Raw genomic sequence first — 16050 nt, 5'->3', positions numbered from 1 at the left:
TGAAATGGGGGGATGCGCGATGGCGGCGATAGCAGGCAAATTAATTTTCTTGCTTCACTGACTACACTTGGTGCAGGGCTTTTATCTCGTCACTCAGGGCAAGGGAGGGGGGCTATGTATCAGGCAACGTTGGGCCAACGCGGCTATCGCTTCGGCGGCCTGCGCCAGCTGATGGCGAAAGCTTCGCCGGCGCGTTCCGGCGATTATCTGGCGGAGGTGGCGGCGGAAAGCGCCGAAGAGCGCATGGCGGCGCGCATCGCGCTGGCGGATGTGCCGCTCAAGACTTTCCTGCAGCAGCCGCTGGTGCCGTACGAGCAGGACGAGGTGACGCGCCTGATCATCGATAGCCACGACGCCGCCGCCTTTGAGCCCATCTCGCACCTCACGATCGGCGATTTTCGCGACTGGTTGCTGAGCGAGCAGGCGGACAGTGCCATGCTGGCGCAGGTGGCCGCCGGCATTATGCCGGAGATGGCGGCGGCGGTAAGCAAGATCATGCGCAATCAGGATCTGATCCTGGTGGCGAAGAAATGCCGGGTGGTGACGCGCTTTCGCAATACGATTGGCCTGCCGGGCCACCTCAGCGTGCGGCTGCAGCCCAATCACCCGACCGACAGCCTGCAAGGCATCGCCGCCAGCATGCTGGACGGTTTGCTGTACGGCAGCGGCGACGCGGTGGTCGGCATCAATCCGGCCAGCGACAGCCTGCCGCTGCTGGAAAAACTCAACTACATGCTGGACGACGTGATCCAGCGCTTCGCCATACCCACCCAATCCTGCGTGCTGACCCACGTGACCAACACGCTGCGGCTGATGGAGCGTGGCGCGCCGGTGGATTTGGTGTTTCAGTCGATCGCCGGTACCGAAGCGGCCAATCGCGGTTTCGGCATCAGTCTGGCGCTGCTGGCGGAGGCGCAGCAGGCGGCGCTGAGCCTCAAGCGCGGCACGTTGGGCGATAACGTGATGTACTTCGAAACCGGGCAGGGCAGTTGCCTGTCGGCTAACGCGCATCACGGCGTCGATCAGCAGACCTGCGAGGCGCGCGCCTATGCGGTGGCGCGGCATTTCTCACCGCTGCTGATCAACACCGTGGTGGGGTTTATCGGCCCTGAATACCTGTATGACGGCAAACAAATTATCCGCGCCGGGCTGGAGGATCACTTCTGCGGCAAGCTGCTCGGCCTGCCGCTGGGCTGCGATGTCTGTTACACCAACCATGCCGAGGCCGATCAGGATGATATGGACACGCTGCTGACGCTGTTGGCCGCCGCCGGGCTGACGTTCCTGATCGGCGTGCCGGGCGCGGACGACATCATGCTCAATTACCAAAGCACCTCGTTCCACGACGCGCTCTATATCCGTGAACTGCTGGGGCTGAAGCACGCGCCGGAGTTCGCCGCCTGGCTGGCGGCGATGAACATCACCGATGAACGCGGACGGCTGCGCGACGCCGCCGCCAATCACCCGCTGTTGCTGGCGCTGCAGGGAGAACGGACATGAGCAAACCGGTTCACGTCAACAGTTGGGACGCGCTGCGCGCCTTTACCGACGCGCGCATCGCGCTGGGGCGCACCGGCGCCAGTCTGCCGACCGACGAGCTGCTGCGCTTCGGCCTGGCCCATGCCCAGGCGCGCGACGCGGTGCATCAGCCATTCGAGAGCGAACGGCTGGCGGCGGATCTGCACGATGCCGGTTGGCCCACGCTGGCGGTGCACAGCCAGGCCGTTGACCGCGCCGCCTATCTGCGCCGTCCGGATCTGGGGCGGCGATTGGCGCTGGACAGCCGCCGCCTGCTGCTCGGCGTGCCGCCGCGCCGGACCGATCTGCTGCTGGTGGTGGCGGATGGCCTCTCTTCCAAGGCGGTGCACCGCCAGGCATTGCCGCTGCTGCAGGCGCTGCGGCCCTATCTCGATACGTTGGGGCTGGCGATCGCGCCGGTGGTGTTGGCGCATCAGGCGCGAGTGGCGCTGGGGGATGAGATCGGCGAGTGCCTGCAGGCCCGGGCGGTGGCGGTGCTGATCGGCGAACGGCCGGGGCTGTCGTCGCCGGACAGCCTGGGGGTTTATCTGACCTGGGAGCCGAACGGGCGCAGAAGGGACTCAGAGCGCAACTGCATCTCCAATGTGCGGCCGGAGGGGCTGGATTATCCGCAGGCGGCGTTCAAATTGGCCTGGTTGCTGGAACAGGCGTGCCGGCGACGGCTGACCGGCGTCGAACTGAAAGACGAGAGCGACAACCCGGCGCTGCGCGGCCGCGTCACCCCGCTTTACGCCCAGTTGGGCGGTTGACCGATGGTTTGCTGCAGCAGGGCGGTGAAGGCCGCCAGGCGGGCGGACACTTTCGCCACCGGCCGCAGCAGATAGATGCCTTGCTGTTCATGGCGCGGATCTTCCAGCATCTGCACCAGCCGCCCATGCTGCACGTCCGGCCCCACCACCCAGTTGGGCAGAAAGGCGATGCCGAGGCCGAGCAGCGCCGCCTGACGCTGCGCGGTGAAGTCATCGCAACGCAGCGCCATGGTGCAGCGGTTCATCAACGCCGCGTCGAGGATCTGCGCCCAGCAGGCCGGCTGTTGTTTGTGGTAGCGGGCGATCAGCCGGTGCTGCGGCAGCGCCTCCAGATCGCTCGGCAGGCCATAGCGGGCGACGTAGCCGGGGCTGGCGCACATCACCCAGCGTTGGGTGGCGATGCGGCTGGCGTACAGCGCGCTGTCCTTCTGCTCGCCGATGCGGATGGCGGCGTCCAGCCGTTCCTGGGTCGGATCGGTCTGGCGTTCGGTCAGATCGAGATCGACCCACAGCTGAGGGTAACGTTCCGCCAGCGTCGGCAGCAGCGGCAGCACATAGGTTTTGCCGAAGGTCGGCAGGCAGCTGATGCGCAGCGTGCCCTGCGGCGTTTCGTTCAGCGCGTTCAGCTCGGCGCGAATGCCGGTAATGTCCGTCATCAGCGTGGCGGCGCGTGCCAGCAGCAGCTCGCCGGCGTCGGTCAGCAACAGGCCGCGGGTGGAGCGCACGAACAGCGTCGCGCCGAGCGCGCTTTCCAGCGCATCGATATGGCGCACCAGCGAAGAAGGCACCATACCCAGCTGGCGTGCGGCGGCGGAAAAGCTGCCCAGGCGGGCCACGTCGAGAAAGATTGGCAGATGTTCTACATAGCGGGCGTCATTCATTTTTGCATTATATGCAAAAGCGTTTCTTATGAATACCCGCTTCTCTGTTGGCGATGCTGCGGCTACTCTGATTGCGGGTTGACGACGGGATTCAGCGCCGCCGCATCCCGGCCGCATAGAGAGAAAACGCATAAACCTCGCGGCGTTTAGCACCAAATAGCAGATGTTTTTCCCAGGCTGCGTCAGCCGCCTGTGGCGTTGATTGTCGCTCCAACACCAGATTAACCGTTCAATTTGATATCCGACTCAACCTTAATGATTAGTGAGTCTTTACTTTCACTTATCTTCCTGTTGTTTCTGGATATCGGCCGGCCAGCCGTGCCGGTTTTTTTGTCGCCTCAGGCTGAATCGTTCCAACTGATGAACGCGCCTGAGGGACATCTTGGCCCGCCGTCGGCGGGTCTTTTGAACGCGTGGAACCGCAGTTCCGCGCTGGTGGAGGAGTCAGCATGAACGAAAAACACGGGTGTTCCTGTGCGCGCCATTTGGCGCAGGGTTTCGCCAGGCAGTCGATCAACGCCGGGGAGGGCGAAATCTATCAAATCTCGCTGATGAGCGCGCTCATCGACGGGGTTTATGAAGGGGAGACCACCATCGCCGAATTGCTGAAACACGGCGATTTCGGCCTCGGCACCTTCAATCATCTGGATGGCGAACTGATCGCGTTCGATCAGGAAATACACCAGCTGCGCGCCGACGGCAGCGCCCGCCCGGCCGGTTTGCAACAGAAAACCCCTTTCGCCGTCGTCACCTTTTTCCAGCCCAGCGTCAGCCAGCAATTCGATCGGCCGATCACCAAGGCGCAACTGCACCAATGCATCGATGAACAGGTCGCCTCGCCGAACCTGTTCTGCGCGGTGCGGGTCGACGGTGAGTTCAGCCATGTCGAAACCCGCACCGTGCCGCGTCAGGAACGGCCTTACCGCCCAATGCTGGAAGCGATAGAAGAGCAGCCGACCTTCTCGTTCCATCAGCGGCGCGGCACGCTGGTCGGCTTCCGCTCGCCCGATTACATGCAGGGCATCGGCGTGGCCGGCTATCACGAACACTTCGTTACCGACGACCGCAGCGGCGGCGGCCACGTGCTGGATTACCAGCTCGATCATGGCCGCCTGCAGTTCGGCGTCATCACCCGTCTCAATCTTCAGTTGCCGCATGATGCGGATTTCTTGCGCGCCAACCTCTGTCCAGAGGATTTGGATCGCGCGATTCGTTCCGCCGAGGGCTAATCCCGGCGATCGTTTTCTTAGGAGGTGGAACCATGGCACAGGAAAAAACAGGCAATGACTGGCAATGCGGCGCCGACTTGGTGGTGAAAAACCTGGAAGCGCAGGGCGTCAAACACGTTTTCGGCATTCCGGGCGCCAAGATTGACCGGGTGTTCGATTCGCTGGAAGATGCGCCGTCGATCGAAACGGTAGTGGTGCGCCATGAGGCCAACGCGGCCTTTATGGCGGCGGCGGTCGGCCGCCTGACCGGCAAGGCGGGGGTGGCGCTGGTCACCTCCGGGCCGGGCAGCTCCAACCTGATCACCGGGCTGGCGACCGCCACCTCGGAAGGGGATGCGGTGGTGGCCTTCGGCGGCGCGGTGAAGCGCGCCGACAGCCTGAAGCAGACGCACCAGAGCATGGATACCGTCAGCATGTTCCGGCCGGTGACCAAGTACTGCGCCGAAGTGCATGCCGGTTCGGCGATTTCCGAGGTGATCGCCAACGCCTTCCGCCGCGCCGAGTTCGGCCGGCCGGGGGCGTCGTTCGTCAGCCTGCCGATGGATATCGTCAATGAGCCGGTCACGGCGCCGGTGCTGGCGGGCTGCCGCTTGCCGCGCATGGGGGCCGCGGCGGCGGACGACATTCAGGCGGCGGTGAAACTGATCCGCCAAGCCAAATGCCCGGTGCTGCTGCTGGGCTTGCAGGCCAGCCGGCCGGAGAACAGCGAGGCGGTGCGCCATCTGCTGTACCGCACCCATATGCCGGTGGTCGGCACCTATCAGGCGGCGGGGGTGATTGACGTCAATCACTTTGCCCGTTTCGCCGGCCGCGTCGGCCTGTTCAACAACCAGCCGGCCGATCAGCTGTTGCAAAAGGCCGATCTGGTGGTCAGCGTCGGTTACGATCCGATCGAATACGATCCGTGCATGTGGAACAGCCACGGGCGGCTGAAGCTGGTGCATATCGACGTGCTGCCAGCGGACATCGATACCTGCTATCGGCCGGACGTCGAGCTGGTGGGCAACATCAGCGCCACGTTGAACATGATGACCGAAGCGTTCAATGAGGCGGTCTGCGTTCCGGCGGAGGTGGAACTGATCCTGACCGATCTCGGCCGCCAGCGCGCCGAATTGGCGGAACGCGCCGCGCGCCGCGGCGGCATGCCGATCCATCCGTTGCGCATCGTCAAGGAGCTGCAGGACATCGTCAGCGACGACGTGACGCTGTGCGTGGACATGGGCAGTTTCCACATTTGGATCGCCCGCTATCTTTACAGCTTCCGCGCTCGCCAGCTGTTGATCTCCAACGGCCAGCAAACCATGGGGGTAGCGCTGCCGTGGGCCATTGGCGCGGCGCTGGTGCGCCCCGGCGATAAGGTGGTGTCAATCTCCGGCGACGGCGGCTTCATGCAGTCGAGCATGGAGCTGGAGACCGCGGTGCGGCTGAAAAACAACATCGTGCACGTGATCTGGGTCGATAACGCTTACAACATGGTGGAAATGCAGGAAGTGAACAAATACCAGCGCAAATCCGGCGTGGAGTTCGGGCCGATCGACTTCAAGGCCTACGCGGAATCCTGCGGCGCGGTCGGTTTCGCCGTGCAGTCGGTGGAAGATCTGCGGCCGATGCTGCGCAAGGCGATGGAGATCCAGGGGCCGGTGGTGGTGGCCATTCCGGTCGACTACGCCGATAACTATAAGCTGATGGCGCAGATGAACTTCAGCCAGATGATTTAATTTCATCATCCTCGCGCCGTTTCACCGGGGCAGGCCGCTTGCGCGCCTGCCCGTTTTTATGCGCGGAATTTGTCCTTTACATCGCTAACTGCATGATTTATTGCTATCCGTTCGGCTGTTTTTTCACCACTGGGGATAGCGCAATGAAAAGAAAAGCAATAACGATCGGGCTGCTGGCGTTGGCGATTGCCGGCGGCGCGCGGGCCAATACGCTGGTCTACTGTTCCGAAGGCTCGCCGGAAGGCTTCAACCCGCAGCTATTCACCTCCGGCACCACGGTAGACGCCAGTTCGGCGGCGATCTACAACCGGCTGGTGGATTTCAAACCCGGCACCGTCGAGCTGCAACCCGGCCTGGCGGAAAGCTGGGAGGTGAGCGAAGACGGCAAGCGCTATACCTTCCATCTGCGCAAGGGCGTGGCATTCCAGAGCAATAAATATTTCACGCCCACCCGCGATTTCAACGCCGATGACGTCATCTTCTCGTTTATGCGCCAGAAGGACGCCAACAACCCGTATCACAAGGTCTCCAATGGCGCCTACACCAACTTCGAGTCGATGGAGTTCGGCACGCTGATTGACCGGATCGTCAAGGTGGATGAGCACACCGTGCGCTTTGAGCTCTCCCGCGCCGAGGCGCCGTTCGTCGCCGATCTGGGCATGTATTTCGCCACCATTTTATCGGCGGAATATGCCGACGCGATGCTGAAGGCCGGCACGCCGCAGCGGGTGGACAACGATCCGATCGGCACCGGGCCGTTCCAGCTGGTGCAGTACCAGAAGGACGCGAAAATCCTCTACAAGGCGTTCGACCGCTACTGGGAAGGCAAGCCGAAGCTTGATCGGCTGGTATTCTCGATCACGCCGGATGCGGCGGTGCGTTACGCCAAGCTGCAAAAGAACGAATGCCAGGTGATGCCGTTCCCCAATCCGGCGGATCTGGCACGCATGCGGCAGGACGGCAACATTCAGGTAATGGAAAAATCCGGCTTGAATATCGGTTTCCTGGCGTTCAACACCCAGAAGAAACCGTTGGATAACGTTAAGGTGCGCCAGGCGTTGGCGCTGGCGGTCAACAAGCCGGCGATCATCGACGCGGTGTTCCACGGCGCCGGTCAGCCGGCCAAGAACCTGCTGCCGCCGGCTCAATGGGGCAGCAACGCGCAGCTTGAAGACTACCCGTATTCGCCGGAGCGGGCGAAGCAGCTGTTGCAGGAGGCCGGGCTGGGGCAGGGCTTCGACATCGATCTGTGGGCGATGCCGGTGCAGCGGCCCTATAACCCCAACGCCAAGCGCATGGCGGAGATGATCCAGGCCGATTGGGCTAAAATCGGCGTGCGCGCCAAAATCGTCACCTTCGAGTGGGGCGAGTATTTACAGCGGATTAAAAACGGCGAACACCAGACCGCGCTGATGGGCTGGACCACCGCCAACGGCGATCCGGACAACTTCTTCGGCCCGCTGTTCACCTGCGCTTCGCTCGGCGGTTCGAACTCGGCGAAATGGTGCTATAAACCGTTCGACCAGCTGATCCTGCAGGCGCGCGAGGAGAACGATCACGCCAAACGGGTGGCGATGTATCAGCAGGCGCAGGTGATAATGCACGATCAGATGCCGGCATTGATGATTGCGCACTCGACCATCTTCGAACCGGTGCGCAAGGCAGTGAAAGGCTACGAGATAGACCCGTTCGGCAAACACATTTTCAAACAGGTGTCGCTGGAGAAGTAACGACAAGGCCGGGATAACCCGGCCTTTTTCATGCCTGCGGCGCGTCGCAGTGGTAGCGGCCGCGCGGGATCACCAGCGGCGTGTGGGACAGCGGATCGTCGATGATCATGCACGGCATGCCGAACACCCGCTCCACCAGTTCGGCGGTAATGATCTCCGCCGGTTTCCCTTCCGCCACGATCTTGCCGTCGCGCATGGCGATGATGTGATCGGCATAACGGCAGGCGTGGTTGAGATCGTGCAGCACCGCGATCAGGGTTTGACCGCGCTCGCGGTTGAGCTGGCGAAACAGATCCAGCAGCTCGATCTGGTGCGCGATGTCCAGATACGTCGTCGGTTCATCCAGCAGCAGCAGCGGCGTTTGCTGCGCCAACGCCATCGCTACCCAGACGCGCTGACGCTGCCCGCCGGACAGCTCGTCGACGCTGCGATCCGCCAGTTGGCTGACGTTGGTGGCCGCCATGGCGGCTTCCACCGCCTGTTTGTCGGCCTGTGTCCACTGTTTCAGCAGGCTCTGGTGCGGATAGCGGCCGCGCGACACCAGGTCCGCCACGGTGATGCTGTCCGGTGCGATCGAGGTTTGCGGCAGCAGGCCAAGCTCGCGCGCCAGCGCCTTGGTGGCGAAACTGCTGATGTTCTTGCCGTCCAGCATCACCTCGCCGGCGCTGGGTTTCAGCAGGCGGCACAGGGCGCGCAACAGCGTCGATTTGCCGCAGGCGTTCGGCCCGACGATCACCGTAAAGGCGCCGTCGGGGATCGCCACGCTCAGATCGTCAGCGATGATTTTATTGTCGTAGCCCAGCTTCAGGTGCGAGGCGTGCAGGCGGTGGCTCATGGCATTATCACTCTTCATTATCTATCTGCGGGCCTCACGGATGAGCAGCCAAATCAGGTACAGGCCGCCGATGCAGACGGTCACGATCCCGACCGGCAGTTGGATCGGCGCGAAAAGATGTTGGGACACCACGTCGGCGCCGAGCAGCAGCGCCGCGCCCATCAGCGCCGAAGACGTCAGGGTGACCGAGGATTGCCCGGCCAAGCGGCGGGCGATTTGCGGCGCCGCCAGCGCGATAAAGGAAATCGGCCCGGCGGTGGCGGTGACGGCGGCGGTGAGGGTGACGCCGAACAGCATCAGCCACAGCCGGCTGCCTTCGGCGTTCACGCCCAGCGCGCGCGCCGTGTCGTCGCCCATTTCCAGCAGCTGCAGCCGTTTGCCCATCAACAGCGCGGCCGCGGCCGCCAGCACGATAAACGCCGTGGCGGGCTGGGCTTTCTGCCAGGTCATGCCGTTGAGCGAGCCGGCTTGCCACATGGCGGCGTCCATGGCGCGCTCGAGCGAGGCGGTGATGATCAGCCAGGTATTGGTGGAGACCAGCACCGCGCTGATGGCGATGCCGACGATGATCAGCCGGAAGCCGGCGATGCCTTGCCGCCAGGCCAGCAGGTAGATGGCCAGCGCGGCGAGAATGCCGCCGGCCAACGCGCCGCCGGCGATGTAGTAATAGCCGCCGTTGAACAGGGTGATGGCGATCAGCGCGCCGGTGTAAGCCCCCATGTTAAAGCCAATCACGTCCGGGCTGCCGAGCGGGTTGCGGATAATCGACTGGAAGATGGCGCCGCTCATGCCGAGCGCGGCGCCTAACAGCAGCGCCATGGCGATGCGCGGCAAGCGCCATTGGGTGACCACGGTGACCAGGTTTTTCGGCGCCTCGCCGGTCAGCGCGGCAAAAACCTGCTCCAGCGAAAGTTGCAGCGTGCCGTAGCACAGGGCGGCGACGGCCATCGCCAGACACAGCGCCAACAGTGAAAGGTTGACCAGCAGCAGGCGCAGCGGCAGGCGCCCGTTGATGACGCCGTCCGGGCGGCCGATATGCAGCGTGTGCGGCAGACTCATCACAGACCCCCCAGCGTTTTCTTGCGGCGCACCAGCCAGATCAGCACCGGCGCGCCGATGAAGGCCGCCACGATGGAAACCCGCAGCTCACCGGCCGCCAGCAAGCGGCCGACCACGTCGGCGCACAGCAGTAAAATCGGCGCCAGCAGCATGGAGTAGGGCAGGATCCAGCGTTGGTCGGGGCCGACCCACCAGCGGGCGATATGCGGCACCATCAGGCCGATGAAACTGATCGGGCCGACGGTGGCGGTCGCCGCGCCGCACAGCAGCGTAATGGCGAGCACTGCGATCGCCTGAGTCAGCACTACGCGCGCGCCGAGCGCGATAGCCAGATCTTCCCCCATGCCGATGGTATTCAGCGGCCGGGCGATGAGCAGCGTCAGCAGGCAGCCGAGCAAAATGGCGGGGGCGGTCACCGGCAGGGTGGCCAGCGTGCGGATATCCAGCGTGCCGGCCTGCCAGAAGCGCAGTTGGTCGAAGGTTTGCGGATCGATCAGCGACAGCCCGGTGGTGATGCCGAGCAACACCGCGCCGATCGCCACGCCGGCCAGCGTCAGCCGCACCGGGTTGATGCGCCCGCCCGCCAGCGTGCCGATCAGGTAGACCAGCAGGGTGGTGACGGCGGCGCCGACAAAGGCGTAGGCCATATAGCTTTCGGTGGTGGCGGCGCCGAAAAACATGATGCCGATGACCACGGCGAAGCTAGCGCCGGCGTTGATGCCGAGCACGCCGGGATCGGCCAGCGGATTGCGCGTCAGCGCCTGAATCAGCGCGCCGGCGGCGCCGAGCGCCATGCCGGCCAAAATGCCCGCCAGCGTACGGGGCACCCGGGCGTTGAGAATGATGGTGCTGTCGGAGCCGCTCGCGGCGCCCTGTAGGCTGAGCCAGACAGTATGGAAGGGGATGGCTTTGGAACCCAGCATCAGGCTGGCAATGATGCACAGCAACAACAACGCCAAGCCGATACCGAACCCGGCGATGCGTTTGAAGCCACTGGCGTAAGCTGCGTGCGGTGCGGACGAAAGCGTCCGCTCAGTCGGAGTGGGTACGTTCACACCGGTAACTCCTTTATGATTTTTATTCTCATTGTTATTTGCGTTCGTGAAGGGCGCCAATAGTAACACGAGTTTACGCCCGCATGCACCCGCCGGTTGGTGGCGAAGGCGCGTGGACGATGTTAATAACTATTGATATTTCAATTGATTGAATGTGAATGGTTGCCCCGTTTGCGAAAAGCGTCGGCAGGGGACTGGCCTGCCGACGGCGTGATTCAGGGCTTTTTGAACAGCCGTTCGATTTGGTTCAGCATGTTGGTGGCGCTGTAGTAATCGAGGCGGAAGGTATCGTTGCCGACGGCGTAGACGTGCCGCTGTTCCACCGGCTCCAGATGTTTGAGGAACGGGTTGGCCAGCACCTCTTGCACTTTGCGCTCATTGGTGGCGAACAGGATCAGGGTTTTGCCGTTCAGGCCTTCGGCCATTTTTTCGCCGGAGATCTGGATGATGTCATGGCGTTTACCCATGCTGGCGTTGCCTTTGGCGCTTTCCGGCGGGGTAGCCAGCTGGAAGCCGAGCTGGGTCAGCAGCTTGCCTTGGGCGGAGCCCGGCGTCCACAGCATGGCTTCGCGGCCGTTGTCGGCATACACCAGCGGCGTGGTCGGCTGCGGCGGCAGGGTAATCGCCTGCTTCACTTGTTCCACGCGCTGCTCGAAACGATCTTCCGCCTGTTTGGCGCCGGCTTCGTGACCGGTGATCTCACCGAGCTCGCTGGCCAGCTGTTGCCAGCTTTTGTCGCCGTAATCGAGCACCAGCGTCGGCGCAATGGCGGACAGCTGATCGTACAGTTTCAGCGCCGAATCACCGCCGGTCGCGGCGACGACGATCAAATCCGGCGCGGCGGCGGCAACGGCTTCGGCATTGGGTTCCACCTGATACAGCCGTTCGACGTGGCGCTGTTTGGCCACTTCGCTCCACTGGGTAAAGAAGCCTTGTTGATCGGCCACCAGGGGATTTGGACTGGTGGCGGCGCTGGCGACCACCGGGGCGTCGATAGCCAGTAACGTGCCGGTGATGGTGACGCTGGTGGATACGATGCGCTGCGGCGGTTTTTCCAGCGTGAACTTCCCTTTGGCGCTATCGATGGTGCGCGGCCAACTGCTGTCGGCAGCGGGGGCGGACGGTTTCTGCCCGTCGCTCTTGTCGTCCGGGCCGCAGCCGCTGAGCAACAGGCTGGAAGTGGCGATGAATGCAATAAACAGCTGACGTAAGGATAGGGTCATGAGCGGGCTCTTTCTTTCCTTGCACAAAGGCGTATCAATCCGCGTGCGGATCGCTGGGGAGTGTTTGCCCGCTAATTTACCATTCAAGCCGTCAAAATGATAACCATTCGTATCTCGTGTTTCCCAGGCAACCGCAGGCAGTTTTAACGAGGCCTGTCCATAATAGAGAGATGATAGAAGTTTCCTGTTTCAACTTAATCGATTAAGAGGGGGCGTATGGTTCGGGATGTTGAGTTTCGAACGGATCCTCATCCGGCTTTTCCTGTGTTGAACGAGCTATGGTTATCCGCTTGGGGAGAACCGCTACCGGCTGACATGCCGGCGATATTATCCCGCAGTTTGGCCCATATCGGCGCTTACGCAGAAGATGTGATGATTGGATTTGTGAATGTGGCTTGGGACGGTGGCAAGCACGCGTTTATTTTAGATACCTGCGTCCATCGTCATTATCAACGGCAGGGGGTGGCGACCGGGCTGGTTCAAGCGGCGATAGCGATCGCAAAAATGCGTGGAGCAAGCTGGCTGCACGTCGATTACGAACCCCATCTGACCGGTTTTTATTGCGGGTGCGGTTTTCGCCCTACCGCTGCAGGTTTAATTGATCTGACAAAGGGCCATGGCGGATGAGCGTTCACTGACGAGAGATAAAGAGGGCTGTATAATACGGTCTTTAGAAACGAAAAAAGCGCCAAAAGGCGCTTTTTTCTGAATTGGTGGGTCGTGCAGGATTGATTCGGCCTGTGGCCTCACCCTGCGGGCAACGCTGCGCGTTGTCGTATCGCTGCGCGATGCTCGAACCTGAACGCAGGATCTCACCCGCACGACTCAGTGGGCCATGTCAGTAAGAAGATAAAAGCAGATTCAGATGGCGCAGAAACGAAAAAAGCGCCAAAAGGCGCTTTTTTCTGAATTGGTGGGTCGTGCAGGATTCGAACCTGCGACCAATTGATTAAAAGTCAACTGCTCTACCAACTGAGCTAACGACCCGCAGAAGTGGTGGGTGATGACGGGCTCGAACCGCCGACCCCCTCCGTGTAAAGGAGATGCTCTACCAACTGAGCTAATCACCCACTTCAGGACTTCCAGGCACTGCTAAACGAGAGAATGATGGTGGGTGATGACGGGCTCGAACCGCCGACCCCCTCCGTGTAAAGGAGATGCTCTACCAACTGAGCTAATCACCCTCATTCGTTCTCATTTTTCTCAACAAGATGGTGGGCGATGACGGGCTCGAACCGCCGACCCCCTCCGTGTAAAGGAGATGCTCTACCAACTGAGCTAATCGCCCCGTCTTGTTGGAGTCGCATTATAGGGATAGTTCAAAGTGAGTCAACGGTTTTTAAAATGATTTCAATCGTTCGCCGCAAATTTAGGCAGGGCGCGATAATTATCGCCAACGGCGTCGATTCTTTGCGCAATGCTATGCGAAACTCGCCGCAAAACGCGCGAAATCGACCGGCGCAATATCGTGTCGGCGTTGAGGAATTAGCGCGTGGTGATACAATGTCGTCCACTCTTTTTTCAATTCCGAGCAATCGTCGGCCATCGCCGACACGCGTTGCGTAATAAGGCAGTGAACCCAATGAAAATCAAAACCCGTTTTGCACCGAGCCCGACCGGCTATCTTCACGTCGGCGGCGCGCGTACCGCACTTTATTCCTGGTTGTTCAGCCGCCATGCGGGCGGTGAGTTCGTTCTGCGTATCGAAGATACCGATCTGGAACGCTCTACCCAGGACGCGATCGACGCAATTATGGATGGCATGAACTGGTTGAACCTGGATTGGGATGAAGGCCCGTACTTCCAGACCAAGCGTTTCGATCGCTACAACGCGGTCATCGACGAAATGCTGGAGCAGGGCACCGCTTATAAATGCTATTGCTCCAAGGAACGCCTGGAAGCGCTGCGCGAGAAGCAGATGGAAAACGGCGAGAAGCCGCGTTACGACGGCCACTGCCGCGACAGCCAGTGCAGCCACACCGACGACGAGCCGCACGTGGTGCGCTTCCGCAACCCGCAGGAAGGGTCGGTGATCTTCGACGATAAAATTCGCGGCCCGATCGAATTCAGCAACCAGGAGCTGGACGATCTGATCATCCGCCGCACCGACGGTTCGCCAACCTATAACTTCTGCGTCGTTGTCGATGACTGGGACATGGAAATCACCCACGTGATCCGCGGCGAAGACCACATCAACAACACCCCGCGCCAGATCAACATTCTGAAAGCGCTGGGCGCGCCGGTGCCGGAATACGCGCACGTGTCGATGATCCTCGGCGACGACGGTAAAAAGCTGTCCAAACGTCACGGCGCCGTGGGCGTGATGCAGTACCGCGACGACGGCTATCTGCCGCAGGCGCTGCTGAACTACCTGGTGCGTCTGGGCTGGTCCCACGGCGATCAGGAGATCTTCTCCATCGACGAGATGAAAGAGTTCTTCACGCTGGAAGCGATCAACAAATCCGCCAGCGCGTTCAACACCGAGAAGCTGCAGTGGCTGAACCACCACTACATCAACCATATGCCGGCGGAAGAAGTGGCGGTGCATCTGGCATGGCACGTTGAGCAACTGGGCATTGAAACCCGCAACGGGCCGGAACTGAAGGACATCGTCAAGCTGCTGGGCGAGCGCTGCAAGACGCTGAAAGAGATGGCGGAGTCTTGCCGTTACTTCTACGAAGACTTCAGCGAGTTCGACGCCGACGCCGCCAAGAAGCACCTGCGTCCGGTCGCGCGTCAGCCGCTGGAAGCGGTGCGCGCCAAGCTGGCCGCCATCACCGTCTGGACGCCGGAAAACGTGCACGACGCCATTCAGGGCACGGCGGATGAGCTGGGCGTCGGCATGGGTAAAGTCGGCATGCCGCTGCGTGTCGCGGTGACCGGCGCCGGCCAGTCGCCGGGCATGGACGTGACCGTGCATGCGATCGGCCAGAAGCGTTCGCTGCAGCGTATCGATATGGCGCTGGCTTACATCGCCGAGCGTGAAGCCCAAGCCTGATTAGGCTGATACGCCTTAAAGAAAAAGCCCCGTGGAGCGATCCCGGGGCTTTTTTATTGCGCTTTGTCAGGCTTGTTCGCTAGCCGGCAAACCCGGACGGTAGGCGAGGAAATACATCAACCCGACAAAGCCGGCGCCGCCCAGCGCATTGCCGAGAAATACCGCGACGAAATTAGGCAGATACTGCTCCCAGCCCATGCCGCCGGCAAAGATGGCCGCCGGGATGATGAACATATTCGCCACCACGTGCTGGAAGCCGATGGCGACAAAAGCCATGACCGGGAACCACATGCCGATCACTTTGCCCGGCACATCTTTGCTGGCGAAGGCTAACCACACCGCCAGGCATACCAGCCAGTTGCAGCCGACGCCGGAAATGAAGGCGTGCAGGAAGTCCGCATCCACTTTGGCCTGCGCGATCGCCAGCGTCTTATGTAAAAACGCGCCTTCGGTCAGGCCCAGCAGGTGGCCGAAGAAGTAGGCGACGGCCACGCTGCCGGCGAAGTTGGCCAGGGTGACCCAAAACCAGTTGCGCAGCACGGCGATGGCGGGAATTTCACGGGCGAACCAGGCCATTGGCAAGGTCATCATGTTGCCGGTCAGCAGTTCGCCGCCGGCCAGAATGGTCAGGATCAAACCGATAGGGAAGACCGCGGCGCCCAACAGCGCGCCGAAAGAGCCCCATTCGGCCGGCAGTGTGCCGATGACGTGAATATCCAGCAGGAAGCCGGTGGCGATAAAGGCGCCGGCGAGAAAGCCCAGAATCAGCAGATTAGCGAGAGGAGCGCGGCTTTTGTTTACCCCGGCCTGAACGGCGAGGGCGGCGATTTCTTTTGGTGAATGCAAAGACATGACGGACTCGGTTTATAGTAATAAAGTTTATGGCGCGGGCAGTCTATGCCGCTCGGGAGCCCGACTCAAGCGCATTTCGCTAACATTCCATTAATTAAAAATCAACGTGATATGCAGGGTCTTTTGCCATTTTGAGAAGTAGCGCGCAAAATGGATGAACTCTGCGCAAAGTGATGATTTTT

At 61.5% G+C, this 16050-nt stretch carries 13 protein-coding genes, 4 tRNA genes and 1 other RNA gene; 7 read left to right on the top strand and 11 right to left on the bottom strand.

Going from position 1 to position 16050, the window contains the following annotated elements:
* The first annotated feature begins 114 nt into the window (after window positions 1-114).
* Both ACJ8IP_RS09380 and eutC read left to right on the top strand, forming a co-directional pair.
* Window positions 115-1500 (top strand): ethanolamine ammonia-lyase subunit EutB, encoded by a 1386-nt coding sequence (locus ACJ8IP_RS09380; protein WP_060660400.1) that lies wholly within the window; start codon window positions 115-117, stop codon window positions 1498-1500.
* Entirely contained in the window at window positions 1497-2288 is a 792-nt protein-coding gene (gene eutC / locus ACJ8IP_RS09375) for an ethanolamine ammonia-lyase subunit EutC (RefSeq protein ID WP_042785149.1), read from the top strand. Before ACJ8IP_RS09380 ends, eutC begins: the two co-directional genes overlap by 4 nt.
* Here the strand turns inward: eutC and ACJ8IP_RS09370 are convergent.
* Window positions 2267-3169 (bottom strand): LysR family transcriptional regulator, encoded by a 903-nt coding sequence (locus ACJ8IP_RS09370; RefSeq protein WP_042785148.1) that lies wholly within the window; start codon window positions 3167-3169, stop codon window positions 2267-2269. The genes eutC and ACJ8IP_RS09370 overlap by 22 nt on opposite strands.
* 449 nt (window positions 3170-3618) lie before the next feature.
* Between ACJ8IP_RS09370 and budA the strand changes: the two genes are divergently transcribed.
* The 3 genes from budA (at window position 3619) to ACJ8IP_RS09355 (ending at window position 7846) form a co-directional block, all read left to right on the top strand.
* The gene (budA, locus tag ACJ8IP_RS09365; RefSeq protein ID WP_033643951.1) at window positions 3619-4398 is read left to right on the top strand and encodes an acetolactate decarboxylase; all 780 of its coding nucleotides are present in this window, start codon (window positions 3619-3621) and stop codon (window positions 4396-4398) included.
* A gap of 32 nt (window positions 4399-4430) precedes the next feature.
* The gene (gene alsS, locus ACJ8IP_RS09360) at window positions 4431-6116 is read left to right on the top strand and encodes an acetolactate synthase AlsS (protein WP_033643950.1); all 1686 of its coding nucleotides are present in this window, start codon (window positions 4431-4433) and stop codon (window positions 6114-6116) included.
* 143 nt (window positions 6117-6259) lie between these two features.
* Window positions 6260-7846 carry an ABC transporter substrate-binding protein gene (locus ACJ8IP_RS09355; RefSeq protein ID WP_442524375.1) on the top strand — a complete coding sequence of 529 codons (1587 nt, stop codon included), beginning with the start codon at window positions 6260-6262 and terminating at the stop codon, window positions 7844-7846.
* A gap of 28 nt (window positions 7847-7874) precedes the next feature.
* Here ACJ8IP_RS09355 and ACJ8IP_RS09350 read toward each other — a convergent pair whose 3' ends face one another.
* From ACJ8IP_RS09350 to fepB, 4 genes are all read right to left on the bottom strand, one after another.
* Window positions 7875-8681 carry an ABC transporter ATP-binding protein gene (locus ACJ8IP_RS09350; protein ID WP_004936408.1) on the bottom strand — a complete coding sequence of 269 codons (807 nt, stop codon included), beginning with the start codon at window positions 8679-8681 and terminating at the stop codon, window positions 7875-7877.
* Between the two features lie 21 nt (window positions 8682-8702).
* Entirely contained in the window at window positions 8703-9740 is a 1038-nt protein-coding gene (gene fepG, locus ACJ8IP_RS09345) for an iron-enterobactin ABC transporter permease (RefSeq protein WP_108681675.1), read from the bottom strand.
* Window positions 9740-10795, bottom strand: a complete 1056-nt coding sequence (gene fepD / locus ACJ8IP_RS09340; RefSeq protein WP_108681673.1) for a Fe(3+)-siderophore ABC transporter permease — start codon at window positions 10793-10795, stop codon at window positions 9740-9742. The genes fepG and fepD overlap by 1 nt, the downstream gene beginning before the upstream one ends.
* Before the next feature lie 215 nt (window positions 10796-11010).
* A complete protein-coding gene (fepB, locus tag ACJ8IP_RS09335) occupies window positions 11011-12018 on the bottom strand; it encodes a Fe2+-enterobactin ABC transporter substrate-binding protein (protein ID WP_042785145.1) in 1008 nt (335 codons plus the stop codon).
* 216 nt (window positions 12019-12234) lie between these two features.
* Here fepB and ACJ8IP_RS09330 point away from each other — a divergent pair, with 216 nt between their 5' ends.
* A complete protein-coding gene (locus ACJ8IP_RS09330; protein ID WP_071883572.1) occupies window positions 12235-12645 on the top strand; it encodes a GNAT family N-acetyltransferase in 411 nt (136 codons plus the stop codon).
* Between the two features lie 84 nt (window positions 12646-12729).
* Here ACJ8IP_RS09330 and ACJ8IP_RS09325 read toward each other — a convergent pair.
* The 5 genes from ACJ8IP_RS09325 to ACJ8IP_RS09305 form a co-directional block, all read right to left on the bottom strand.
* Window positions 12730-12854: non-coding RNA, RtT sRNA (locus tag ACJ8IP_RS09325), on the bottom strand.
* Between the two features lie 75 nt (window positions 12855-12929).
* Window positions 12930-13005: transfer RNA gene (locus ACJ8IP_RS09320), tRNA-Lys, on the bottom strand.
* Window positions 13006-13012: 7 nt separating this feature from the next.
* Window positions 13013-13088 (bottom strand) — tRNA-Val (locus ACJ8IP_RS09315).
* Between the two features lie 38 nt (window positions 13089-13126).
* Window positions 13127-13202 (bottom strand) — tRNA-Val (locus tag ACJ8IP_RS09310).
* 28 nt (window positions 13203-13230) lie between these two features.
* Window positions 13231-13306, bottom strand: a tRNA-Val gene (locus ACJ8IP_RS09305).
* Between the two features lie 294 nt (window positions 13307-13600).
* On the opposite strand from ACJ8IP_RS09305, the gene gltX reads away from it, so the two are divergent.
* Window positions 13601-15016, top strand: coding sequence for a glutamate--tRNA ligase (gene gltX, locus ACJ8IP_RS09300; RefSeq protein ID WP_033643946.1), 1416 nt, complete (start codon window positions 13601-13603; stop codon window positions 15014-15016).
* 66 nt (window positions 15017-15082) lie between these two features.
* Here the strand turns inward: gltX and ACJ8IP_RS09295 are convergent, their stop codons facing one another.
* Entirely contained in the window at window positions 15083-15868 is a 786-nt protein-coding gene (locus ACJ8IP_RS09295; RefSeq protein WP_042785144.1) for a formate/nitrite transporter family protein, read from the bottom strand.
* Window positions 15869-16050 lie beyond the last annotated feature (182 nt).

This window comes from Serratia sp. CY52157 (assembly GCF_052168495.1).
Lineage (GTDB): Bacteria > Pseudomonadota > Gammaproteobacteria > Enterobacterales > Enterobacteriaceae > Serratia > Serratia ureilytica.
Note: the sequence above shows the minus strand (reverse complement) of the source record. Positions and strands in the feature narration are given on the sequence as shown.

Excerpts from the sequence above, each read along its gene's own strand:
- ACJ8IP_RS09370 (WP_042785148.1), bottom strand. The coding sequence starts at position 3,169 with ATGAATGACGCCCGCTATGTAGAACATCTGCCAATCTTTCTCGACGTG.
- ACJ8IP_RS09380 (WP_060660400.1), top strand. The coding sequence starts at position 115 with ATGTATCAGGCAACGTTGGGCCAACGCGGCTATCGCTTCGGCGGCCTG.
- ACJ8IP_RS09350 (WP_004936408.1), bottom strand. The coding sequence starts at position 8,681 with ATGAGCCACCGCCTGCACGCCTCGCACCTGAAGCTGGGCTACGACAAT.
- gltX (WP_033643946.1), top strand. The coding sequence starts at position 13,601 with ATGAAAATCAAAACCCGTTTTGCACCGAGCCCGACCGGCTATCTTCAC.
- ACJ8IP_RS09355 (WP_442524375.1), top strand. The coding sequence starts at position 6,260 with ATGAAAAGAAAAGCAATAACGATCGGGCTGCTGGCGTTGGCGATTGCC.
- ACJ8IP_RS09330 (WP_071883572.1), top strand. The coding sequence starts at position 12,235 with ATGGTTCGGGATGTTGAGTTTCGAACGGATCCTCATCCGGCTTTTCCT.
- budA (WP_033643951.1), top strand. The coding sequence starts at position 3,619 with ATGAACGAAAAACACGGGTGTTCCTGTGCGCGCCATTTGGCGCAGGGT.
- fepG (WP_108681675.1), bottom strand. The coding sequence starts at position 9,740 with ATGAGTCTGCCGCACACGCTGCATATCGGCCGCCCGGACGGCGTCATC.
- ACJ8IP_RS09295 (WP_042785144.1), bottom strand. The coding sequence starts at position 15,868 with ATGTCTTTGCATTCACCAAAAGAAATCGCCGCCCTCGCCGTTCAGGCC.
- eutC (WP_042785149.1), top strand. The coding sequence starts at position 1,497 with ATGAGCAAACCGGTTCACGTCAACAGTTGGGACGCGCTGCGCGCCTTT.
- fepB (WP_042785145.1), bottom strand. The coding sequence starts at position 12,018 with ATGACCCTATCCTTACGTCAGCTGTTTATTGCATTCATCGCCACTTCC.
- alsS (WP_033643950.1), top strand. The coding sequence starts at position 4,431 with ATGGCACAGGAAAAAACAGGCAATGACTGGCAATGCGGCGCCGACTTG.